21 protein-coding genes are annotated in these 21,712 nt (G+C 71.4%); 12 read left to right on the top strand and 9 right to left on the bottom strand.

Translation table 11 applies throughout. The features are described from left to right. Positions 1 to 51: 51 nt before the first annotated feature. From ACSMXO_RS00230 to ACSMXO_RS00255, 6 genes are all read left to right on the top strand, one after another. Positions 52 to 1,845 (top strand): HSP90 family protein, encoded by a 1,794-nt coding sequence (locus ACSMXO_RS00230; RefSeq protein ID WP_455419451.1) that lies wholly within the window; start codon positions 52 to 54, stop codon positions 1,843 to 1,845. After that, positions 1,845 to 4,913 carry a hypothetical protein gene (locus tag ACSMXO_RS00235; RefSeq protein ID WP_455416286.1) on the top strand — a complete coding sequence of 1,023 codons (3,069 nt, stop codon included), beginning with the start codon at positions 1,845 to 1,847 and terminating at the stop codon, positions 4,911 to 4,913. The genes ACSMXO_RS00230 and ACSMXO_RS00235 overlap by 1 nt, the downstream gene beginning before the upstream one ends. A 144-nt stretch (positions 4,914 to 5,057) precedes the next feature. Further along, positions 5,058 to 5,666 carry a TetR/AcrR family transcriptional regulator gene (locus tag ACSMXO_RS00240; protein ID WP_346261114.1) on the top strand — a complete coding sequence of 203 codons (609 nt, stop codon included), beginning with the start codon at positions 5,058 to 5,060 and terminating at the stop codon, positions 5,664 to 5,666. A 156-nt stretch (positions 5,667 to 5,822) separates the two neighbouring features. After that, positions 5,823 to 7,199 (top strand): acetyl-CoA carboxylase biotin carboxylase subunit, encoded by a 1,377-nt coding sequence (locus ACSMXO_RS00245; protein WP_455416287.1) that lies wholly within the window; start codon positions 5,823 to 5,825, stop codon positions 7,197 to 7,199. 61 nt (positions 7,200 to 7,260) lie between these two features. Next, positions 7,261 to 8,163, top strand: coding sequence for a hydroxymethylglutaryl-CoA lyase (locus ACSMXO_RS00250; RefSeq protein ID WP_455419452.1), 903 nt, complete (start codon positions 7,261 to 7,263; stop codon positions 8,161 to 8,163). A 38-nt stretch (positions 8,164 to 8,201) separates the two neighbouring features. Further along, positions 8,202 to 8,849: an MBL fold metallo-hydrolase gene (locus ACSMXO_RS00255; RefSeq protein ID WP_346261079.1), complete on the top strand. Its 648-nt coding sequence runs from the start codon at positions 8,202 to 8,204 to the stop codon at positions 8,847 to 8,849. A gap of 69 nt (positions 8,850 to 8,918) precedes the next feature. On the opposite strand, the gene ACSMXO_RS00260 is transcribed toward ACSMXO_RS00255, so the two are convergent. After that, positions 8,919 to 9,494 carry a snapalysin family zinc-dependent metalloprotease gene (locus ACSMXO_RS00260; RefSeq protein WP_346261078.1) on the bottom strand — a complete coding sequence of 192 codons (576 nt, stop codon included), beginning with the start codon at positions 9,492 to 9,494 and terminating at the stop codon, positions 8,919 to 8,921. Positions 9,495 to 9,701: 207 nt separating this feature from the next. Here ACSMXO_RS00260 and ACSMXO_RS00265 point away from each other — a divergent pair, with 207 nt between their 5' ends. Next, positions 9,702 to 11,234, top strand: a complete 1,533-nt coding sequence (locus tag ACSMXO_RS00265; RefSeq protein WP_346261077.1) for an acyl-CoA carboxylase subunit beta — start codon at positions 9,702 to 9,704, stop codon at positions 11,232 to 11,234. A gap of 114 nt (positions 11,235 to 11,348) precedes the next feature. Continuing rightward, on the top strand, positions 11,349 to 12,497 hold the full coding sequence (locus tag ACSMXO_RS00270; RefSeq protein WP_455416288.1) for an acyl-CoA dehydrogenase family protein: 1,149 nt from the start codon (positions 11,349 to 11,351) through the stop codon (positions 12,495 to 12,497). A gap of 101 nt (positions 12,498 to 12,598) precedes the next feature. Here ACSMXO_RS00270 and ACSMXO_RS00275 read toward each other — a convergent pair whose 3' ends face one another. The 4 genes from ACSMXO_RS00275 to ACSMXO_RS00290 form a co-directional block, all read right to left on the bottom strand. Continuing rightward, entirely contained in the window at positions 12,599 to 13,150 is a 552-nt protein-coding gene (locus ACSMXO_RS00275; protein WP_455416289.1) for a DUF1697 domain-containing protein, read from the bottom strand. A 146-nt stretch (positions 13,151 to 13,296) separates the two neighbouring features. Further along, positions 13,297 to 14,082: a MerR family transcriptional regulator gene (locus tag ACSMXO_RS00280; protein WP_346261074.1), complete on the bottom strand. Its 786-nt coding sequence runs from the start codon at positions 14,080 to 14,082 to the stop codon at positions 13,297 to 13,299. 251 nt (positions 14,083 to 14,333) lie between these two features. Continuing rightward, entirely contained in the window at positions 14,334 to 15,602 is a 1,269-nt protein-coding gene (locus ACSMXO_RS00285) for a serine hydrolase domain-containing protein (RefSeq protein ID WP_455416290.1), read from the bottom strand. 152 nt (positions 15,603 to 15,754) lie between these two features. Beyond that, positions 15,755 to 16,996, bottom strand: a complete 1,242-nt coding sequence (locus tag ACSMXO_RS00290) for a D-alanyl-D-alanine carboxypeptidase family protein (RefSeq protein WP_455416291.1) — start codon at positions 16,994 to 16,996, stop codon at positions 15,755 to 15,757. Positions 16,997 to 17,106: 110 nt separating this feature from the next. On the opposite strand from ACSMXO_RS00290, the gene ACSMXO_RS00295 reads away from it, so the two are divergent. Together ACSMXO_RS00295 and ACSMXO_RS00300 are read left to right on the top strand one after the other, a co-directional pair. Further along, entirely contained in the window at positions 17,107 to 17,397 is a 291-nt protein-coding gene (locus tag ACSMXO_RS00295) for a hypothetical protein (protein ID WP_346261071.1), read from the top strand. Then, positions 17,394 to 17,795 carry a PIN domain-containing protein gene (locus tag ACSMXO_RS00300; protein WP_346261070.1) on the top strand — a complete coding sequence of 134 codons (402 nt, stop codon included), beginning with the start codon at positions 17,394 to 17,396 and terminating at the stop codon, positions 17,793 to 17,795. The genes ACSMXO_RS00295 and ACSMXO_RS00300 overlap by 4 nt, the downstream gene beginning before the upstream one ends. Positions 17,796 to 17,851: 56 nt before the next feature. Here the strand turns inward: ACSMXO_RS00300 and ACSMXO_RS00305 are convergent, their stop codons facing one another. Continuing rightward, positions 17,852 to 18,319 (bottom strand): hypothetical protein, encoded by a 468-nt coding sequence (locus ACSMXO_RS00305; RefSeq protein ID WP_346261069.1) that lies wholly within the window; start codon positions 18,317 to 18,319, stop codon positions 17,852 to 17,854. A 175-nt stretch (positions 18,320 to 18,494) separates the two neighbouring features. On the opposite strand from ACSMXO_RS00305, the gene ACSMXO_RS00310 reads away from it, so the two are divergent. After that, entirely contained in the window at positions 18,495 to 19,298 is an 804-nt protein-coding gene (locus tag ACSMXO_RS00310) for a helix-turn-helix domain-containing protein (protein WP_455416292.1), read from the top strand. Beyond that, entirely contained in the window at positions 19,289 to 19,486 is a 198-nt protein-coding gene (locus ACSMXO_RS00315; RefSeq protein WP_455416293.1) for a DUF397 domain-containing protein, read from the top strand. The genes ACSMXO_RS00310 and ACSMXO_RS00315 overlap by 10 nt, the downstream gene beginning before the upstream one ends. A gap of 133 nt (positions 19,487 to 19,619) precedes the next feature. Here ACSMXO_RS00315 and ACSMXO_RS00320 read toward each other — a convergent pair whose 3' ends face one another. From ACSMXO_RS00320 to ACSMXO_RS00330, 3 genes are all read right to left on the bottom strand, one after another. Continuing rightward, entirely contained in the window at positions 19,620 to 19,925 is a 306-nt protein-coding gene (locus ACSMXO_RS00320; protein ID WP_346261066.1) for a helix-turn-helix transcriptional regulator, read from the bottom strand. Next, a complete protein-coding gene (locus tag ACSMXO_RS00325) occupies positions 19,915 to 20,178 on the bottom strand; it encodes a type II toxin-antitoxin system RelE/ParE family toxin (RefSeq protein ID WP_455416294.1) in 264 nt (87 codons plus the stop codon). The genes ACSMXO_RS00320 and ACSMXO_RS00325 overlap by 11 nt, the downstream gene beginning before the upstream one ends. 208 nt (positions 20,179 to 20,386) lie before the next feature. Next, the gene (locus ACSMXO_RS00330; protein ID WP_455416295.1) at positions 20,387 to 21,691 is read right to left on the bottom strand and encodes a multidrug effflux MFS transporter; all 1,305 of its coding nucleotides are present in this window, start codon (positions 21,689 to 21,691) and stop codon (positions 20,387 to 20,389) included. Positions 21,692 to 21,712 lie beyond the last annotated feature (21 nt).

A 21,712-nucleotide genomic window follows, 5' to 3' on the forward strand; every position in this document is an offset into this window, starting at 1 on the left:
CCGGGCCGGTACCGTGAGCGCCGTCACCGGACAGGAGTGAGTGAAGCGATCGTGGACCGCACCTTCCAGGTCGACCTCCGTGGCGTGGTCGACCTGCTCAGCCATCACCTCTACGGCAGTCCCCGGGTCTACGTCCGGGAGCTGTTGCAGAACGCGGTGGACGCGATCACCGCCCGGCGGGCCACCGACCCCGGCGCCCCGGCCGTGGTCCGGATCGAGCCGCCGGAGCTGACCGGCGACGGCACGCTGCGGGTGCACGACACCGGCATCGGCCTGACCGAGTCGCAGGTGCACGAGTTGCTCGCCACCATCGGTCGCAGCTCCAAGCGGGACGAGCTGGGCTTCGCCCGCCACGAGTTCCTCGGCCAGTTCGGCATCGGCCTACTCTCCTGCTTCCTGGTCGCCGACGAGGTCCGGGTCCGCACCCGGCACGGCGACGAGCCGACCGTGCTCTGGACCGGTTACGCCGACGGCCGCTACCGGGTCGAGCCGGCTGCCGCCGACGCACAGCGCGCCGAGCCGGGCAGCACCGTCACGCTGGTCCCGCGCCGCGACGCCGAGCAGTGGTTGACCCGGCCGACCGTGACCGAGTTGGCCCGGCTGTTCGGCTCGCTGCTGCCGATCCGGGTGCTGGTCGGCGACGTCGAGACCACCACCGGGCCGCCGCCGTGGTCGGTCTCCGCCGGCACCTCGCCGTCCGCCCGCCGGGACAACCTCGTCGGGTACGCCCGCGAGGTGCTCGGCTTCACCCCGTTCGACGTCGTACCGCTCTCGGTGCCGGAGGCGGGGCTGACCGGCGCGGCCTTCGTGCTGCCCACCCCAGTCAACCCGGCGGGCCGGGCCGGTCATCGGGTCTATCTGAAGCGGATGCTGCTCACCGAGGGCGCCGAGGGACTGCTGCCGGACTGGGCGTTCTTCGCCCGCTGCGTGGTCGACTCCACCGAGCTGCGCCCGACCGCCAGCCGCGAGGCCCTCTACGAGGACAGCCTGCTGGAGGCGACGCGGGAGGCGCTCGGCGACCAGCTCCGGGGCTGGCTGGTCCGGCTGGCCGGTGGTGCGCCGCGCCGGCTCGCCGAGTTCCTCCAGGTGCACCACCTGGGGGTGAAGGCGCTGGCGCTGCACGACGACGAGATGCTCCGGCTGGTCGAGCGCTGGTGGCCGATGGAGACCAACACCGGGCAGACCACCCTGGCCGAGTTCCGCGAGCGACACGGCCTGATCCGGTACGCGGCCAGCATCGACGAGTTCCGCCAGCTCGCCGGGGTGGCGGCGGCGCAGGACCTGGCGGTGGTCAACGCCGGTTACACGTACGACACCGAGATCATCGAGCGGTTGCCGACGGTGGACCGGTCGGTGCTGGTCGAGCGGCTGGAGCCGAACGATCTGACCACCCGGTTCGACGCCCTTGACCCGGCGGCGGAGCTGGCGCTGCGGCCGTTCGTCGTCGCCGCGCAGCGTGCCCTGGACCGGCTCGGTGTCGAGGTGGTGCTCCGCTCGTACGCCCCGGCGTCGCTGCCGGCGCTCTATCTGGTGAGCCGGTCGGCGGCCTTCGAGGAGCAACTCCGGTCGACCCGGGAGCGGGCCGACGAGACCTGGGCCGGGGTACTCGACGCGCTCGCCGCCTCCGGCCCGGCCGAGCGCCCGCAGTTGGTGCTCAACCACCGCAACCCGCTGGTCCGCCGGGTCAGCGCGCTCGGCGAGCCGGCGCTGGTCGGGCTCGCCGTCGAAGCCCTGTACGGCCAGGCGCTGCTGCTCGGCTACCACCCGATCCGCCCCGCCGACGCCGCCCTGCTGAACAGCTCGTTCCTCGGCCTGCTCGGTCGGGCCGTACCAGGACAGGAGTGATGATGGACCGGGACACCGACGACCTCTGGCGGACGATCGACCGGGTCGGCGAGATGCCGTACGGCAGCGGTCAGGTCGCCGCCGCCGAGCAGCTCCTCCGGCAGGTGGACGCCACCGGTGACGAGCAACTCGCGTTCGCGGCCCGGATGCTCGCCACCGCCGCCTACTACTACGGTGGCGAGCCGGCCCGGTCGTTCGTCACCTTCTCCTGGTGCCTGGCCGAGTTCGACCGCAACCCGAGGCCCTATCACCAGCGGCACCTGCACACCCTGCTCTGGTACTTCAAGCACATGGTCAGCGGCCTGCTCGAATTTCCCGAGGTGCCGCTGGACCGCACCATGGCGGTACTCGACGACATGGAGCGCCGCTACCGCGACGGCGGCCACAGCCTCCAGATGGTCTACAAATACCGGCACCAGGTGGCGGTGCACGTCGGCGCGGCGGAGGAGGCCGCCGAGTGGTACCGCCGGTGGACCACCGCGCCCCGGGACGACCTCTCCGACTGCGCCGGCTGCGACCCGACGGACCAGATCGAATACCTCGCCTCGCTCGGCCGGCACGAGGAGGCGGTGGCAATGGCCGAGCCGGTGCTCGCGGGCCGGCTGGGCTGTGTCGAGCAGCCGCAGTGCGTACTCACCGCGCTGATGCTGCCGTACCTGCACACCGGCCGGCGGGAGCAGGCGCGGGACGCACACCTGCGGGCGTACCGCCGGCACCGGACGAACATCGCGAACATGTCGCTGGTCGGTGAGCACCTGACCTTCTGCGCGCTGACCGGCAACGAGGCGCGCGGGCTGGAGTTGCTGGAACGGCACCTGGGCTGGTTGGACGAGGCGCCCTCGCCGGCCGACGCGATGGCCTTCGCCGCCAGCGGGGCACTGCTGCTGCACCGGCTGGCCGCCGACGGCCACGGGGAACTGCCGGTGCAGCGCCGTGGCCACCTGGAGCGCCCGGCGGCCGAGGTGCCGGTGACGGTGCTCGCCACCGAGCTGGCCGGGACGGCCCGGGACCTGGCCGCCCGGTTCGACGCCCGGAACGGCACCGGGGCGCAGTCGGCGATCGTCGCCGAGCTGCTCGGCCGGCAACCGGTGGGCGGGTACCTGCCGCTGTCGCCGACCGCCCGCCGCCGCCCGGCCCCCGCCAGTACGTCCCCCACCGCCGCCCCCGCCCGGGCCAGCCGGTCCGGCGGCAGCACCTCGACCGACGAGGGCAGCAGCGCGTTGACCGGCGAGGACAGTGGAGCGTCGACCGGCACGGCCGGGTCCGTTCCGGCCGCCGAGCCGGGTGGAGCCTCCGCAGGGTCGGCCCGGCCACCCGCCCGGCCCGACGTACCGCCGGACGCTAGCCCGGAGCAGTTGCTCGACCTGGCCGAGGCGGCCTGGCGTACCGAGCGCGACGGCGACCTCTTCGCGGTACTGGCGGTCTTCGACGAACGGTTCGCCGGGCAGGCGCGGGGGCAGTCGGTCGCCGCCCGCCGGGCCGAGTTCCGGGCGGTCGAGCGGCAGGTGGCCGGCGACGTGGCCGGAGCGGTGGCGGCGAACCGGGAGGCGCTGGCGCTGCACCGGCAGGTGCCGGATCCGCTCCGCGCCCAGGTGGTGGCCGGCCGGCTGGGCGTACTGCTGGTGATGTCCGGTGAGCCGGACGAGGGGGTGCCGCTGGTCCAGGAGTCCGCCGACTACCTGATGGTGCACGGTGACGCCTGGCATCGGGCCGCCGCGCAGGACCGGTTGGCGATCGCGTTTGCCGAGCGGGGTCGGGGTGCCGAGGCGCTGGCGGCGGTGGACCGGGCGTCGACCGAGGCGGCCGGTGCCGGAGACCGCTATCTGGTGGCACGGATCGCGCTGACCAGGGTCCGGGTCCTGGAGTTGCTGGACCGGGGCGCCGAGGTCGGCGAGGCGGCGCTGCGGGCCCGGGACCTCTACGACGAACTCGGCCTGCCCGATCACCGGGCGGTCGCCAGCCTCGGCTACGCCAACTCGCTCGACGACCCGGAGCAGGCGGTCTCGGCGTACGACGAGGCGGTGCGGCTCGCCACCGGCAAGCTGGCGCTGCCGGCCCGGACCGGGCGGGCCCGGGCGCTGGTCGCCGCCGGCCGCCCGGGTGAGGCGGTCGACGACCTGGTGGAGGCGGTCGCGCTCTGCGTCGAGCGCGGCATCGTGGACGGCGCCGCCTACCTGCGCTGGGAGCTGGCCGACGCCTACCGGCGGGCCGACCGGGCGGTGGAGGCGGCCGAGGCGGCGGAGGAGGCGGTCGGCGAGCTGGACCGGCTCGGCCGGCAGGCCGACGCGGACCAGTGCCGGCACCTGCTCGCCACCGTCTACCGGTCGCTCGGCGAGGACGGCCCCGCTCTGGCCCTGCTGGACGAACTCGCCGACAACCTCGACGGCCCGGACAACCTGCCCGCCCGGGCCGGGGTGCTGGAGGAGGCTGGCGAGCTGCTCTACGCCCAGGACCGGGACAATCTCGCCGCGCAGCGGTTCGGTGCCGCCGCGACCGCGTTCCAGCTCGCCGGGCTGCCCCTCGACGAGTTGCGGGTCCGGCGTCGGGAGGTGGCCGCCCAGCACTGGGCCGGTGACCCGGCGGCGGCGCTGGCCGCGCTGGAGGTGGCCGATCGGGTGGCGGCGGCCCTGCCGGGCGGGTCCGCAGACTCGGCACCACCGGCGGGGTCCGGATCTGGTACGCCGGATTCCGGCGACGCCGAGGTCGAGCCGGCGGTGCACTGGGAGCGGGCGATGCTGGCCGATGTCGCGGCCCGGGCGCTGCTCGGCGCGGACCGGCCGGACGAGGCGCTGGCCCGGTTGGACGGCGCCGCCGACACGCTGCGGTCGATCCAGGCCTTCGGCGAGGCGCTCCTGGTGGACCTGCTGACCGGGGAGGTGTTGCTCCGGCTGGACCGGCCGGCCGAGGCCGAACCGCTGCTCCGGAGCACCCTGAACAGCCTGCCCGAGCACTCCGAGCCGGTACGCCGGACGGCCTGGCTACTCGCCGTCGCGCTCGCCGCGCTCGGCCGTACGGCGGAGGCCGACGCCCTGCGCGCCAGCTACGACCTCGACCCCGACGACGAGTAGCCGGCCCGATCCCGCCCGCCGGATGGGGCACCGGTCCGGGCGCGGATCGGACGGACCCGTCCGCCCAGTGGCGGCCGACACTCGGCAGGGAGCCGGCGATTGACAGCTGACTAGGCTGGTCGGGTGACGGTGGAGGAGCAGGTGATGGCGACGGAGGCCGGCGCGCCCGCCAGCGGCGTGCGGCGACGGCGGTCCCGGCGCGAGGAGATTCTGGAGATCGCGGTCGGCCTCTTCGCGGCCCGCGGCTATCACGGGGTCTCGATGGACGACATCGGGTCGGCCGCCGGGGTGACCGGTCCGGCGCTTTACCACCACTTCGCCGGCAAGGAGGCGATGCTCGTCGCCGCGCTGATGCCGGTGAGTGACGGGCTGCTGGCCGGCGGTCGGCAGCGGGTCGCGGAGCATCCGGAGAACTCCCGGGCGGCCCTCGAATCCCTGATCGACTTCCATGTCGAGTTCGCCCTGGCCAACCCGGCGGTCATCGCGCTGCACCTGCACGAGCTGGACCGGCTGCCGGAGGAGCCCCGTCGGCAGATCCGGCGGCTCCAGCGGCTCTACGTCGAGGAGTGGGTGGGGGTGCTGACCGCGCTGCACCCGAAACTGTCGGCGGGCGAGGCGCGGGTGCTCGCCCATGCCGCGTTCGGTCTGATGAACTCCACGCCCTTCCTCGGCGGCGAGGTGGACCGCCAGCGCCGGGCCGCGCTGCTCCGAGCCGCTACCCTGGCTGCGCTGCTCGCCGACCCGGACGACTGAACCTTTCGACCTGAACCGCGTGGCGTTCGGGCACCGCGTCCGACTTGCGGTCCGCCAGACCGCAAGGGGAGGTTGGAAGAGGTTCACTGAGCCGGGCCGCGGACGGCCGTACAACGAGGTGCGGCCGCTTCGAGTACGGAGAGGTAGAACACGATCATGATCGAGTCCCTGCTCGTCGCGAACCGTGGCGAGATTGCCCGCCGGATCATGCGGACCGCCCGGCGACTCGGCGTACGGACTGTCGCGGTCTACTCCGAGGCAGATGCCGACCTGCCGTTCGTCCGCGAGGCCGACGAGGCGGTCTGCGTCGGCCCGCCCAACCCGGCGCAGAGCTACCGGAACGCCGAGGTCATCCTCGCCGCCGCCAAGTCGACCGGTGCGCAGGCGATCCACCCGGGGTACGGCTTCCTGTCGGAGAATGCGGACTTCGCCCGTACCGTCGAGGCGAACGGCCTGGTCTGGGTCGGGCCCGGCGCCGACGCGATCACCGCGATGGGCGACAAGATCAATGCTCGTAACCTGATGGCCGCCGCGGGCGTCCCGGTGGCACCCGGCACCACCGACCCGGCCGGCACGGTCGAGGCCGCGCTCGCCGCCGCCGGGGAGATCGGCTTCCCGGTCATGGTCAAGGCCGCCGCCGGGGGCGGTGGGATGGGCATGGCGGTCGCCGCCGACGAGGCCAGCCTGCGCACCGAGTACGACAAGGTCCGCGCGTTCGCCGAGCGGATGTTCGGGGACGGCTCGGTGCTGATCGAGCGGTACTTCCCCCGGGTGCGGCACGTCGAGGTGCAGATCCTCGGCCTGGCCGACGGCCGGGTGGTGGCGCTCGGCGAGCGGGAGTGCTCGGTGCAGCGGCGCAACCAGAAGGTGGTCGAGGAGTCGCCCTCGCCGGCCGTCTCCGCAGAGCTGCGGGAGCGGCTGCTGGCGGCGGCGGTCCGGGCCGGCGAGGCGGTCGGCTACCGCAACGCCGGCACCGTGGAGTGCCTGCTGGTCCCGCGCCACCGGGACCTGCCGGGTGCCGGCCCCGACTCCGACGAGTTCTTCTTCCTGGAGATGAACACCCGGCTCCAGGTGGAGCACCCGGTGACCGAGCTGGTCTACGGCGTCGACCTGGTCGAAGAGCAACTCCGGGTGGCCGCCGGGCTGGCCCCGAACTTCGACCCGGACGCGCTCGCCCCGCGCGGGCACGCCATCGAGCTGCGGGTCAACGCCGAGGACCCGTTGCGGTTCCTGCCTGGCCCGGGTGCGGTGACCGCGTGGACGGAGCCGACCGGCGAGGGGGTCCGGGTCGACTCCGGATACGCCCTCGGCACCACCGTCACCCCGTTCTACGACTCGCTGATGGCGAAACTGATCGTGTACGGCGCCGACCGGGCCGAGGCGATCGACCGGGCCCGTACGGCGGTGGCCGGCTTCGAGATCGCCGGGCCGAAGTGCAACCTGCCGTTCTTCGCCGAGCTGTTCGACAACGCCGAGTTTCTCGGCGGTGACTACGACACCGGCATCGTCGGCCGGATGCGGGCGAAGAAGTGACCGGCCGGATGGGAGCGGAAAACGTGGGCGGGCGGAACGAGGTGGCGGCATGACGAACGACCTGCCGGGCGCGGTCTCGATCCGGGAGGTCGGACCGCGCGACGGCCTGCAGAACGAGGACCCGGTCCCGACCGACGGCAAGGTACGCCTGCTGGACCTGCTCGGCACCACCGGCGTACGCCGGATCGAGGCGGTCTCCTTCGTGCACCCGAAGGCGATCCCGCAGATGGCCGACGCCGACGAGGTGTGGGCGCGGGCGACGAGGACACCGCAGGTGCGCTATTCGGCGCTGGTGCCGAACTCGAAGGGCGCCCAGCGGGCCCTGGCCGCCGGGTTCACCGAGATCGAGGTGGTGGTCTCGGCCAGCGACACCCACAACCGGCGCAATGTCAACCGTTCCACCGCCGAGTCGCTGGACGACATCGCCGGGCTGATCTCGCTGTTGCACGAGGCGGGGGCGACCGCCGAGGTGATCGTGGCGACCAGCTTCGGCTGCCCGTACGAGGGGGACGTCGACCCGGCCCGGGTGGCCGGCATCGTCGACCGGGTGGTGGCCGACGGGGCGGACCGGGTGGCCTTTGGCGACACCACCGGGATGGCGACCCCGCGCCGGGTCCGGGAACTCGTCACCGCGGTCCGGAACCGGCAGCCCGACATCCCGGTGCTGCTGCACTTCCACAACACCCGGGGTACGGCGCTGGCGAACCTGCTGACCGCGCTCGAACTCGGCGTCACCGAGTACGACGCCAGCGTCGGCGGGCTCGGCGGCTGCCCGTACGCCCCGGGGGCGAGCGGGAACGTGGCCACCGAGGAGGTGGTGCACATGCTGCACGACATGGGCATCGAGACCGGTGTCGACCTGGACGCCCTGCTGGAGGCGGCGGCCTACGCCGAGCAGCTCGTCGGCCGGGAGCTGCCGTCCGGGGTGCTCCGGGCCGGCCCGCGCAGCAGACTGGCGGCGTAACGGCCGTAAGCACCGACAAACCGGGATAAGCTCGGCAAATGCGGTTGATCAAGTACACCCACGCCTGCGTACGCCTGGAGGCGGACGGGCGGTCGCTGGTGATCGATCCGGGCATGTGGACCGAGGCCGAGGCGCTGGACTCCGTCGACCACGTGCTGGTCACGCATGAGCACCCGGACCATCTGGACACCGAGCGGATCAGTGCGGCGGTGGCCACCAACCCGGCGTTGCGGATCTACACCCACGCCGACGTGGCCGGGCAACTGGCCGATCTCGGTCCGGCGGTGGTGCCGGTCGCCTCCGGCGACGAGTTCGACGCGGGCGGGTTCCGGGTGCGGGCGGTCGGTCGGGACCACGCCGAGATCTACCAGGGGCTGCCGGGAATTCCGAACCTCGGCTTCGTGGTCGACGTCGGGACGACAGGTGGCGGGCTCTACCACCCCGGCGACGCGTTCTTCGTACCGGACCTGCCGGTGGCGACGCTGCTGGTGCCGACCAGCGCGCCATGGTTGAAGGTCGCCGAGTCGCTCGACTTCGTCCGGGCGGTCAAGCCCCGGCGGGCGTACTCGATCCACGACGCGGTGGTCAGCGAGCGCGGGGCGCCGATCGTGGACCGCTGGTTCGCGCAGAAGGCCGAGACGGAGTACGCCCGGATCCCGCCCGGGCAGTCGGTCACCTTCGACTGACCCGGCCCGCCGGAAGGGGCCGGCGGTTCGCCGGCCCCTTCGTGGTACGTCCGCTTCTCGGCCGGCGGGTCAGCCGATCGGGGCGAGCATCGTCGCCGGCCAACTGTCCGGGAAGACCTGGCCGCCGACGTCGTCGGCGCGCTCCGGCCCGACCCGGGTACCGGCGAAGAGCTGGGTGACCCGGCTGGCCTCCGCACTGCTCGGGTACGGGTTGGTGCAGCTCGTGCCGGCACTGCCACCCGACATCAGCAGCGCGCAGTTGCCGTTGTAGTTGTCCGGCAGCCCGAGGATGTGCCCGATCTCATGGCTCATGATCCGCAGCGGGCTGTACTGCTGCGCCTGCTGGGTGTCGATGTAGACCCGGCCGTTGCCGAGGCTGGTCCGCACCGCGTACGAGCCACCGCCGGTGATCTGATAGATCCGCAGGTTGGAGCCGCAGTTGGCCGAGAGGGTCAGGTTCGACGTGGCGTTGTTCCAGATCGAGGCGGCCTGGTTCGCGATGCTGACGTAGCTCGGCGCCTGGCTGGTGTTGTAGCAGATGGTCATGGCGGCGGACGCGGGCGAGGGGTTGGCCAGCGTGATGCCGAGGGTGGCACCCGTCGTTGCGACGAACGCGACCAGTAGCCGGCTGATGCGTGAGGTCATGGCTCACTCTCCGATCCGGTGGTCGATGGGAGGGGGTGCCAGCAGCCTAGTATAGACAAATGTCAATTACACCATCCTGTCCAGATACGTGGTCGTTCGTTATGACAGCGGTCGAGTGGCCCGGAGCGGCTCGGATGCAGTAGCCTAACGATCGTTCAGGTCGGTTGGGGTGGGACCGCGAGTCCCGGTGCGACGAGGGGGGTCGGCGTGACGCTCGACGATGCGGCGCTGGAACAACTCGGCAAGCGGGTCCGGGCCGGCGGTGCGGAGAAATACCACGCCGCCAACGCGGCCAAGGGCAAGCTCTTCGCCCGGGAACGGATCGCGCTGCTGGTCGACGAGGGATCGTTCGTCGAGGACGGGCTCTACGCGAACGCGCTCGCCGACGGGCTACCCGCCGACGGCGTGGTCACCGGCCAGGCCAGCATCGACGGCCGGCCCGTCTGCCTGATGGCCAACGACTCCACGGTCAAGGCAGGGAGCTGGGGTGCCCGTACGGTCGAGAAGATCATCCGGATCATCGAGCGGGCGTACGCCAACGGCCAGCCGATGGTCTATCTGGTCGACTCGGCCGGTGCCCGGATCACCGACCAGGTGGACCTCTTCCCCGGCCGGCGCGGCGCCGGAAAGATCTTCTGGAACCAGGTCCGCGCCTCCGGCTCGATTCCGCAGGTCTGCGCGCTGTTCGGGCCGAGCGCGGCCGGCGGGGCGTACATCCCGGCGTTCTGCGACGTGGTGGCGATGGTGGACGGCAACGCCAGCATGTATCTCGGCTCCGACCGGATGGTCGAGATGGTCACCGGGGAGAAGACCACGCTGGAGGAGATGGGCGGGGCCCGGGTGCACTGCGCCGAATCCGGTGTCGGGCACTTCCTCTGCAAGACCGAGGCGGACGCGCTCGACGTGGTCCGCCGCTACCTCTCCTACCTGCCGGCGAACTGGACGCAGTCGCCGCCGGCCGCGCCCGCCGTCGCCGCCCCGGACAAGGTCGACCTGGCCGCGCTGGTACCGGCGAGCGAGCGGCAGGCGTTCGACATGCGCCGGTACGTCAAGGGCCTGCTCGACGCCGACTCCTTCCTGGAGATCCAGGCGCTCTGGGCCAAGGAGCTGACGATCGGCTTCGGCCGGCTCGACGGCCAGGCCGTCGGCGTGGTGGCGAACAACTCGATGTTCAAGGGCGGGGTGCTCTTCGTCGACTCGGCCGACAAGGCGACCCGGTTCGTGCAGCTCTGCGACGCCTTCAACGTGCCGCTGCTCTTCCTCTCCGACGTGCCCGGGTTCATGGTCGGCACGGCGGTGGAGAAGCAGGGCATCATCCGACACGGCGCCAAGATGATCACGGCGATCAGCGAGGCGACCGTACCGAAGATCTGCGTGGTGGTCCGCAAGGCGTACGGTGCCGGGCTCTACGCCATGGCCGGCCCCGGCTTCGAGCCGGACGCGACAATCGCGCTGCCCACCGCGAAGATCGCGGTGATGGGTGCCGAGGCGGCGGTGAACGCGGTCTACGCCAACAAGATCGCCGCGATCGAGGACCCGGACGAGCGGGCGGCCTTCGTCGCCGAGCGGCGTACCGCCTACGAGCAGGACATCGACATCGTCCGGCTGGCCAGCGAGCTGGTCGTGGACGCGATCGTCGAACCGGCCGACCTGCGAACCGAGCTGGTCCGGCGGTTCGCCGCCGCCCGAGGTAAGGACCGCACCTTCTCCCGGCGCCGGCACGGCGTCACGCCCGTCTAGGAACCGGCCCGGCGCTCCGACCGCTGCGGAGATCGGAACGCCCGGCTCGCCACCCGCAGCCCCGCCCGTCGCGCCACGAGCGTTCCCGGCGGACCCGACCCGATGGAGGAACCCATGGACTTCCGGCTCAGCGAGGAGTACGAGGCGCTGCGATCGAGTGTGCGGTCCTTCGCCCGCGAGGTCGTCGCGCCGGCCATCGCCGACCACTACGAGCGGCACACCTTCCCGTACGAGATCGTCGCGCAGATGGGCAAGATGGGGCTGTTCGGCCTGCCGTTCCCGGAGGAGCACGGCGGGATGGGCGGCGACTACTTCGCGCTCTGCCTCGTCCTGGAGGAACTCGCCCGGGTCGACTCCAGCGTGGCGATCACGCTGGAGGCGGCGGTCTCGCTCGGCGCGATGCCGATCTACCGGTTCGGCACCGACGAGCAGCGCGCCCGCTGGCTGCCGAAGCTGGTCACCGGCGAGGCGCTGGCCGGGTTCGGGCTGACCGAGCCAGGCTTCGGCTCCGACGCGGGCGGCACGGCGACCCGGGCGGTTCTGGACGGCGACGAGTGGGTGATCAACGGCTCGAAGGCGTTCATCACGAACTCGGGTACCGAGATCACCACCCTGGTCACGGTCACCGCTGTCACCGGCACCAACCCGGACGGCTCCAAGGAGCTCTCCACCATCATCGTGCCCTCCGGTACGCCGGGCTTCACCGTCGCGCCGGGCTATTCCAAGGTGGGCTGGTGCGCCTCGGACACCCACGAGCTGACCTTCGACGACTGCCGGGTGCCGGCGGAGAACCTGCTCGGCCAGCGCGGCCGGGGCTTCGCCCAGTTCCTGCGGATCCTCGACGAGGGGCGGATCGCGATCGCCGCGCTGGCGGTCGGCCTCGCCCAGGGCTGCGTCGACGAGTCCATCCGGTACGCCAAGGAGCGGCACGCCTTCGGTCGGCCGATCGCCAACTTCCAGGCCATCCAGTTCAAGATCGCTGACATGGAGCGGCGGGCGCACACCTCCCGGCTGGCGTACTACGACGCGGCGGCCCGGATGCTGGCCGGCGAGGACTTCAAGCGGCACGCGGCGATCGCCAAGCTGCACGCCAGCGAGTGCGCGGTGGACAACGCCCGGGAGGCGACCCAGATCCACGGCGGGTACGGCTTCATGAACGAGTTCGCCGTTGCCCGGTTCTGGCGGGACTCGAAGATCCTGGAGATCGGCGAGGGCACCTCCGAGGTGCAGCGCATGATCATCGCCCGCGACCTGGGGCTGTAACCCGGAGTGCTCCGGCCGGCCGGCTCACGGCTCGTTCGGCCGGCCGGTCAACTCCGGGCACTGCCGACCTGCCGGGTCGCGGCAACCTCACCCGACTCAACTCAGTCGGTCGCGGTCAGCTCGGCCAGGGCCTTGACGGTCTTCCAGTTCCGGGTGGTCGAGGCGACGCCGAGCCGCTTCTCCAGGTAGGCGTTGCTGAACCTGCTGCGGCCGTACCCGTCCGGGTAGTGCAGGTAGAGGTCACGGCCGGTACCGGCGAAGGCGAACCCGGCGGCCTCGGCGCCCGGCACGGACAGCTCGGCCACCCGGTCGGCCTCCGGCGGCTGCGCCAGGAACGCCACCAGCAGCTTGACCTCGTCCGGCTGGGCGGGCGCGTACGGGTTGCCGGCGGTCAGCTCCGCCAACTCCGGGCCGGAGCGGACCATGACCGCCACGTCGATGGTCAACTGGTCGGCGAGGGCTCGCCGGATGTCGCCGGCCAGCCGTTCCGGATCGGCGCCGTCTCCGGCTCCGAAGACCACGTTGCCACTCTGCAGGTAGGTCTTCACGTCGTCGTGGCCGAGGTCGGTGACGATCCGGCGCAGGTCGGCCATGCCGATCCGGTTGTGCGAGCCGAGGTTGACGCCCCGCAGGAGCGCGGCGTACCGGCCCATCCCGCCTCCTCGATCAACCGTTTCTGACGGTCAGGAGCCTATCCCGGCCGGCCGGGCCCTGGAGGTCTCGTCTCCGCGGGCGAACCCGTTCGCCCGGCCAAGGAGTAACTGAGCCGCCTCTCGCGAAGGACCGGAGCACGCCGCGGTCAGTGGGAGTCCGGTCTGGGGATATGGACGCCGGCGGCACGGAGCTTGGTTTCGACGAGCGCGGCCAGCCGGGCCGCGCCCGGTGCCTGTTCCTCGCCGTGGTGGGCGATCAGGTTGTACCGGGTCGCGGTCTCGGTGCGGGCTTGCAGGCCGGTCACGATTTTCAGCTGTGCGGGGTTGGCGAGGTAGTGGTCGGCCATGGCGGTGGCGAGTTCGGCGATGCGGGGGTCGTCCGGTTCCCAGGCCGCGGATTCGGCGGCGCGCTTGCTCAAGGCGACGAACCGGGGGTCTTGCAGGGCGTGCTCGACATGGGTGAGGTAGTCGTCGAAACCTTCGGGAACCAGGGCCCTGGCGAGCACCAAGCCCTCCCGGGCGGCCGCCACTTCGTCCGTGCTGAAGCCGAGGGCGGGCATCCGCTCCAGCAGTGCCACAGCGCGCTCGGGCAGCAGCGCCCGGTTGCCGTCGGCGAGCCGGTGCAGTGTGTCGCGCCGGCTGATCAACTCCTTGATCCGTTCGGTGAGCTGCCGCTCGACGTCGGCGAGTGCGGCGGCGAACTGCGCGGCGTCGGCGGCGAGCAGGGGCCCGATCTCGGCCAGCGGCACCCCGGTGGCGGCCAGCGTGCGGACCTGCACCAGCCGCAACAAGTCGGCCGATCCGTACCGTCGGTAACCGGAGCTGTCGCGTTCGGGCTCCTCGACCAGGCCGAGCTTGTGGTAGTGCCGCACCGTCTTCACGGTAACGCCGGCAAATGCCGCTGCCTGCCCGATCGTGACTCCGTTCCTCATCTGCTCAGCCTGCCTTGTGCTCGGGCTGGACCACCAATGAACCTTTTTCAACCTCCCCTTGCGGTCCGGCGGACCGCAAGGTCGGACGCGGTGCGTAAGCGCCGCGCGGTCCAGGTTGAAAAAGGTTCAATTCGCACACCTCCACCGAGCGTGTGGACGGGCCACGCCGAACTCGGCGTGGCGCCCGTTCGCGTGCCACCTGATACAGGACCGGAAGGTGCCGGCCCTCAAAGCGCGTGGGTCACGGGTGTTCAGTCCGTCGGCCGAGCCGGGTCGGCCTGCCCGCCGCAGAACACCTCGTCGACGAGCCGCTGCGTCGCCTGCTGGAACGCCACGGCCAGGGACAATGCGGCGTCGTCCACATAGTTCAGCGTGGCGGTCAGGGTCTTGCTGCCATCGGGCGTGCTGAACATCAGCGCGGCGTGCCCGGCAGCGCCGCCGTTGTGGGTGATGACGGTGCCGCCACAGGGCGTGTCCTGCACGAACAACCCCAGTCCGTAGCCCATGCCCGGAATGGGCGTCGGGTGCGGGGTGCACATCTCGGCCAGCAGCGGGGCCGGCAGGAGCTTGCCGCTCACCAGCGCGGAGATGAACGTGTGCAGGTCCTGGCTGGTCGAGATCATGTCACCACCGCTGGAGATCCAGGAGGGATTCTGGCTGGTGACGTCGACCGTCTTCTCCTCACCGGCGTCCTCGTACCGGTAGTAGGCGTGGGCGTGCGGCTCGGCGATCCCCGTCTGGGTGGTCGGTGCCACGGTGCCGGACAGTCCGAGCGGCCCCAGGATCAGCCGCTGCATCTCCTCGGCGACCGAGCGGCCGGTGACCTGCTCGATCAGCAGCCTGGCCAGCACGTAGTTGGTGTTTGAATAGCTCCAGTCCGTCCCCGGCTCGAACCGTGCCGGCTTGGACAACGCCAGCCGCACCAGATCCGCTGGCTGATAGGTCTTGAAGCGGTTGTCCACCCACTCCTTGCCTGCGGTGGTAGCGGGGATCCCCGGCACCACCGTTCCGTCCTCGTAGTACTCACCGGTGAAGTTGAACACGCCGCTGGTGTGCTGTAGCAGCATCCGCACCGTGATCCGCTGGTCCAGCCCGAACTCGGGCAGGTAGTCGGCGACCGGGGTGTCCAGCCTGATCTTGCCCTCGGCCACCAGTTGCAGCACCAGGGTCGCGGTGAAGGTCTTGGTGTTGCTGCCGATCCGGACCTGCCCGTTCGTCGGCGGTTTCGTCGCCTCCCCCAGCTTGCTCACCCCGGCGCTGCCGACCCACTCGCCCCGCTCATCGTGCACGCGAAGCGTAATTCCGGTGAGACCGGAATCGACGATCTCATCCAGGGCCTTCTGGAGTTCCGGGCGATCCTGCCCGGCAGCAGCAGCCGGCACGGCTCCGCTGTCCGAGGTGTTCACCCCTGCGGCGTCGAGGGCTGCGGTGGGCGTGCCGGTGGCGGCCATCAGCGACACGGCACCGTGCGCGACGGTCCCCAGGGTGCTCTTGTCCTGGTCGGGAAGGGTGCTGGACATGGTTGCTCCTCTGAATCTGCTCTGCCCGGATCGGCGTCCGTCGTGGCGTGCCGACGCGACGAGCATGCACCCTGACCTAAGGTCAACCTAAAGCATGATCTAGCTCACGCCTGTCGCCGGGGAGGCAGCTTCGGGGCATCTCGCAGATGTGGTCACCGTCCGGCCCGTCGGCGGGCGGCCCGGCGCCGCTGCCGGACCAGGAGCGCGAGCAGGGTGCCGACCAGGATCACCGGGGCGACCGTGCCGAGCAGCCAGTCGATGCGGAAGCCCCGGTCGGGACGCACCTGGGTCGCGCCGGCGGCCGGTGACGAGACCTGGTTGCCGGAGTCGGCCCGACCCGGTGCGACGAGCTGGCCGACGGTCGCGTCGGCGGGCAGCCCGAATCCCCAGTCGAGCAGCGCCGCGCCCTGCTCCCAGCCGCGCTGCGGCTGCGACTCCGCGCCGAGCAGGGTGACCAACAGGGTACGACCGTTCCGCTCGGCCGCCCCGACGAAGCTGTGCCGGGCCAGGTCGGTGTAGCCGGTCTTGCCGCCCAGCGCCCCGGGATAGCGGTGCAGGAGCTGGTTGTCGTTCCAGATCGGGTACCCCTTGGTGTTGTTCGCCGCCTGGGCCGGCACCTGCGCCATCTTCGTCGCGGCGTACCGGCGGAAGTCGGGGTGCCCGAAGCAGGCGCGGGCGATCAGCGCCAGGTCGTAGGCGCTGGTGTACTGGCCGGGTCCGTCCAGCCCGGAGGGTGTGGCGGCGTGCGTCTGGTGCGCGCCGAGCCGGGCCGCCTCGGCGTTCATCGCCGCGACCCCGCCGGCCTGGCCAGCGGCACCGCCGCCGAGCCGGGCCAGCACGTTCGCCGCGTCGTTGCCGGAGTTGAGCATCAGGCCGAGCCAGAGCGTCTCGACCGTGTACCGGCCGCCGCGTACCAGCCCCACCGCCGAGCTGCCCGGCTCGAAGTCGAGGTCCGACTCGGTCACCTCGACGACCCGCTGCGGGTCGAGATGTGGCAGTACCGCCGCCACCAGCAGCAGCTTCTGCACACTCGCCGGCACGCCGTACTCGTGTGGGCCGCAGCCGCCGAGTACCGCGCCGCTGGCCAGGTCGGCGACCAGCCACGAGGTGGCGGTGACCTTGGGTGGCTCGGCGGCGCCGGACGGGATGACCAGGCCGGTGGTCGCCAGGGCCGGGCCGCCGACTGCCGCCTTCGCCGGGTCGAGCGGTGGCGGCGCGGGCCGGGTCGGCCGGGCCACCGGCGGGCTCGGCGCCGGACAGGGCCGAGACGGCGTACTCGCTCGGGTCTGGGCCGGAGTCCTCGCCACCGCAGCTCCGGGCGCACCGGCCGTTGTCACCGACGGCAGCACCAGGAGAGCGGCGGCTACTCTGAGTGCAAACAACCCGCGGGCCATACTTCGGAGAGTAATCGTTGTCATCCGTACGGATGGCAGATTCGGATATCGGGGCCGCCGTGCCGGTGAGCTGCTCCGGACGCCGGTATACCGTCGGTATACTTCCGGCCGTGGACACGACGATCAAGGTGGACGCGGTGGTCCGGGACCGGCTCGCCACGATCGCACGGGAGCGGGGCATGACCGTGCGGGACCTGGTCGCCGAGCTGTCCAACGGCACACCCACCGCAGCCGAGCTGCGGGAACGCGCGGCCAGTGCGGCCCGATACCTGCGGTCGCGGATCGGTGTCGACCTCGACGGCGACGACGTCCGCGCCGGTGAAGACTTCTGGCGGGACGTCGAGTCGGGAGCCGTACCCTCCACTCTCGACCCGGCCGGCTCCGACGAGCCGAGGGCGTGACCACCCCGCTCGCGGCGGTCGTCTTCGACCACACCGCCCTGCTCGCGCTCGGCGCCGGCCACCGGCTGCTCTCCGGGTTGGTCGCGGCGGCGCACCAGGAGGCGGGGCGGCACATCTACGTCCCCGCACTCTGCCTGGCCGCCGCCTCGGCCGACCGCCCGGCGCTCGGCGAGCACGTCGGGGCGTTACCGGCGATGGAGGTCGTCGAACTCGGCTATTCGGCGGCGACCGCGGTCGGACGGCTCGTCGCCGGCACCGTCGACTGGCGGGCCGCGCACGCGGTCGTCGTCGCGAGGCCGGACGCCGAGTGGCCGACCGGCCGCTCGGTGCTCACCGAGCGTCCCGACGTCTACCGGCGGCGCGGCCTCACCGCGATCGAGCTGCCTCCGCCCCGCTGACAGTGCTCTCCCGTGCTGGGCTGACAATGCTCGTTGGATCGAGCGGGGCCAGCCGATCAGGGACGAGGGCGGACCCAGCCGAGAAAGCGGGCGTGCAGTGCCGCCGGGTCCGGTCCCGGATTCGGGTTGAGCCGGTGCAGGTCGGCGGTGGCGGCGTAGAGCGCCGAGCCGAGATAGACGTGCAGCCCCACCCGGTCCTCCCGATAGTCGGAGAGCAGCGTCAGTCGGGCGGTGGCACACGGCCACGGGTGCCCGCATCCCCGGCAGATCCAGAGTGGACGCAACGGCAGGTGCCGCCAGGTCGGGCCGCGGTTCGTCGGGCGCTTGCGCGGAAACCGGGGCGGCAGGTTCGCGCCGATCCGCGCCATCGGGTACGGCGGGACGAGCGGTGGTGGGTTGAACCGGTCCGGGCACGGCCAGCGGTCGCCGCAGCGACAGTGCCGCCACCAGAGCCGTCGCCAGTCGCGTCGGTGCTGCGGGGAGTACCGGACGGGTTGGGGTTGCCCCCGAAACAGTGACCACATCGGAGCGTTACCTCCCTGGGGCGGTCCGGGACGCCCACCCGGGTCAGGTCCCGGTCTGCCGATGGGCGCGTTTCCGGTCCCCAGTCTCGTGACCGGGCCACTACTCTCGGAAGTGTTGTCCGGGCGACCCGAGCCGTTGTCCGGGGTCCACAATCCGCAGGTAAGGAGCCTGTCCGTGGCCGAACCGACGACACTGGGTCTGTTCGCCGGCGAGTTACGCCGGTTCCGTGGCATCGCCGGACTCTCCCAGGACGGTCTGGCACAGCGGATCAACTTCTCCTCGGCGCTGATCGCCAAGATCGAGCTGTGTCAGCGCCGCCCGACCCGCGAGTTCGCCAAGCGCTGCGACAACGTACTGGAAACCGGCGGCCTCCTCGAACGCATCCAGGCAGTGATCGGTGTCGGGCCGGTCATGCCATGGTTCCGCGAGTGGAGCATTCTCGAACAGGAGGCCGAAGCCATCCGTTGCTTCGAGTGGTCGGTGATTCCTGGCCTGTTGCAGACTGAGGCATACGCCCGTGCCCTGCTCAGCGGTGGCAGGATGTTCACGAACGCCGAGGTCGAGCAGCACGTGGCTACCCGGATGGCCCGGCAGGAGATCTTCACCCGGGAGAAGCCGCCGTTGTTTACCGCCGTGGTGGACGAGCGAGTGCTCCACCAGCCCATCGGTGGCCGTGAGGTCATGCGCGATCAGCTCCGGCACATCGTGAAGGTGTGCGCGGAACAGCCTCGGATACGGATCCAGGTGGTGCCCACGAGCGCTGGCGCCTACGTCGGCGTCAACGGCCCCTTCGTGATCGCGACGATGACGGGTGGCGACGATATCGGTTTTCTCGACGACCAGATTGAGGGGCGACTGATCGAGCGCGCCGACGAGGTGGCCAGGATCAACAGGATCTGGGAGATAATCCGGTGCGAGGCGCTGTCCCACCAGCAGTCCATCGAGCTGATCCAGGAGGTGGCAGAGTCGTGGAGTTAAGTCGCGCGATCTGGCGGAAGAGCAGCCGCAGCAACGCCAACGCTGGCAACTGCGTCGAGGTGGCCGGGAACTTGCCCGGGGTGATCGGGGTGCGGGACAGCAAGGACCCGGCCGGTCCGGTGCTGACCTTCGCGCCGGCCGCCTGGCGGTCGTTCGTGGATACCATGCGGACCCGCCAGGTTCTGTGAAGGCTCTGGCGCCGGATCATGTAGCGCGTGGATCGACCTGCCAGTACCTCCCCGGCTGCCGCGTGCCGCAATCAACGGCAACCTCAGCCGTTGGCAAAGATCCGCGCACCTTCGATGGCCCCTAACGGCCTTGTCAACCGAGGACCAACTTCTCGTCGCCAAAGTCAGCCACGATTGTCAACTGGCCACCGAGGGCGGCAATGTATTTGCCGATCGTGCCGACCTCGGTGGCAGGTAGTTCGCCCTTCTCGATGGCGGACACACGAGCCTGGGATACGCCCATCCGGTCGGCGACCTGCTGCTGGCTCAGGTCGTGACGCTTGCGGATGTCCGCGAGCCGAGCAGCACGGACCTCGGCGACCAGGCGGTCTCTGTGCTCGGCGACCCGCTTCTCGTCAAGGTTGGCGCGGGCGCGAACGTCCTTCCAGCTATTCGCCATGATGCTGTCCCTTCAGCTCGGCGAGGTGGTTGTCGTACGCCTCATCAGCCAGTGCAACGTTTTCCTTGTACCATTCTTTCCATTTCCCAGCCTTGTCGCCCGCTATCAGCAGGATTGCCGACCGCTCGGGATCGAACGCGAACAGGATGCGGATCTCGGAGTTGCCGGTGGAACCCGGGCGCAGTTCCTTCATGTTCTGGTGTCGTGATGCTTTGATCTGGTCAACCAAAGGGCGCCCCAGTGTGGGTCCCACTTCCGAGAGCATGTCGATGGCCGCTGCGACCTGGTTGGCGCAGTCGGGGTCATCCTTGGCGAGTTCGAGGAACCAGTCTTCGACCTGTGCGGGTCAGGTTGATGTCCCAGGAGCCCACGGATCAACTATAACGCTGGCGTTGTATTGCCTGCAAGGTAATGCCGGGTCGGCGGCATCGGCGGGCCGAGGGTGGTCGAGGGCATCAGTGTCAGGCAACCGACCCGTCGGGCGCACCGGTCCTGACCGGCGGCCGGTCGCTCGGGGGCCGCTCTGCGGATCGGGTGAGCAGCAGCGCGAGGCAGGCGACCGCGACGCAGACGGTCATGCCCAGGAACAGCGCTACGGCGTTGTCCCGCCCACCGAGCCCCATCAGCGGGGCCGCCACCGCCGCGAGTACGCCCTGGAGGGTGCCGAGCACCGCCGATCCGCTGCCGGCCGCCTTCGGTACCCGTTGGATCGCCAGCGCGGTGGCATTCCCCATGATCATGCCCAGTCCGACGAAGAAGAGCAGCAGCGCGACCGCCACCGTCCGGTCGAGCTGACCGGCGAGGGTGACGGCGAGCAGGCCGCCGGTGGTGGCCAGCATGGTGGCCAGGCCGATCCGGAGCAGTACCCCCGGGGAGGCGCCCCGGCCGACGACCCGGGCGTTGACCGCGCTGCTCAGGGTGGCGATCAACGCACCGGCGGCGAAGGCGACGGCGGCCTGCCGGACGGAGAGCCCCAGGACGTACTGGAGGAAGAAGGGTGACGCGGCGATGTAGCAGAACAGGGCCGCGAACCCGAAGCCGAACGCGAAGGTGTAGCCGAGATAGACCCGGTCGGTCAGCAACGAGCGCGCGGTGGCCAGGGTGGCGCGGAGCCCGCCGGCGTGCCGGCGGTCCGGCGGCAGACTCTCGGGTACGCCGACCAGCGTGACGAGCAGGGTGAGCAGCAGTCCGGCCGCGAGGGTGAACCACACCGCGCGCCAGCCGGCGGCACCGGTCACCACACCCCCGATCAGCGGTGCGGTGATCGGGGCGATGCCGCTGAGCGCCATCAGGATGCCGAACATCCGGGCGGCGGCCGGCCCCTGGGCGGTGTCGGAGATGACGGCCCGGCCGACCACCACCCCGGCGGCCGCGCTGAACCCCATCACGAACCGGAGCGCGGTCAGCGTCTCCAGGGTGGGTGCGAAGGCGCAGGCGGCGGCGGAGGCCGCGCAGAGCGCCGTACCGGCGAGGATCAGCAGCCGGCGACCGTACCGGTCGGAGAGCGGCCCGAGCACGAGCTGACCGAGGGCCAGCCCGATCACGAAGGAGGTGAGGGTGAGCTGGACTCCGGAGGGGTCGGTGCGGAACTCGTCGGCGATCCGGGGGAAGGCCGGTAGGTACATGTCGATGCCCATCGGCGGCACGAAGGCCAGCAGCACGAGGGCGGGGAGCAGCAGCCGGCGCGGCCGGGCGGGCGGACCGGCGGGCGGCTCGGGCGGCGAGGGCGGGGTGGACTCGTCGGTCCGGGAGGGGGCGGAAGTCACCACGGCAAGTTACTATAGTTA

This window comes from Plantactinospora sp. DSM 117369 (assembly GCF_053764795.1).